The organism is Mesorhizobium sp. M7A.F.Ca.US.014.04.1.1 (assembly GCF_003998745.1).
GTDB classification, from domain to species: domain Bacteria; phylum Pseudomonadota; class Alphaproteobacteria; order Rhizobiales; family Rhizobiaceae; genus Mesorhizobium; species Mesorhizobium ciceri.
Map to the genome: position 1 here is coordinate 1 of NZ_RZRW01001294.1, position 678 is coordinate 678.

A 678-nucleotide genomic window follows, 5' to 3' on the forward strand; every position below is an offset into this window, starting at 1 on the left:
GCTTTGCCTTCGCGCCATCGCAGGACGCCGCACTCAAGTTCGTCGACGCGGTTCGGAAGACGACAGTTGAGGGCGGCCTTGAGGTCAAGATCGTCAAGGGCAGGAACTCCGGCGCGAAGATCAGTTCAACCAGGCTGGATCTCGTCGGCAGCTGACGCTTCAGTTTCAGGCAGAAAGGCAAGAAATGGCCCGCAAACACATCCTGCACATGCTGACACCGTTGAAGCAGATGAGCCCCTTCGACGTGAACATGGCGCTCGACGCAGGTTTCGACGCCGTCGTCCCCTATGTCGATGTGGGCCTGGCCGAAGTGACGGGACTGGTCCAGGACGCGATCTTTTCACGCCCGCCGGATGCGGGTGTCGACACCGGCATCTTCATCGCCGGGAAGGATGCCTCGTTGGCGCTCGACATGTTCGACGCCGCGAAGAAGGCGATGGTGCCGCCTTTCCAGGTTTCGGTATTTGCCGATCCAGCCGGCTCGTTCACCACAGCCGCGGCGATGGTGGCCAAGGTCGAAAAGGCGCTGGAGAAGAAATTCCAGCGTGCGCTCAGGGATACGAGAGTGGCTGTTTTCGGCGCCACCGGCGTCGTCGGCTTCTGCACCGCCGTCATCGCGGCAGGGGAAGGTGCCCGGGTCACACTTGTCGGCCATGACGGCATCGAACGGGTCAAGCA

The 678-nt window shown here is 61.9% G+C and carries 1 protein-coding gene; it reads left to right on the top strand.

Annotated elements, in window-relative coordinates; genetic code table 11:
- Nucleotides 1-184: 184 nt before the first annotated feature.
- Nucleotides 185-678, top strand: a 494-nt coding sequence (locus tag EOA22_RS36155) for an NAD(P)-dependent methylenetetrahydromethanopterin dehydrogenase (protein ID WP_245478798.1), incomplete at its 3' end; no start/stop codon positions are given.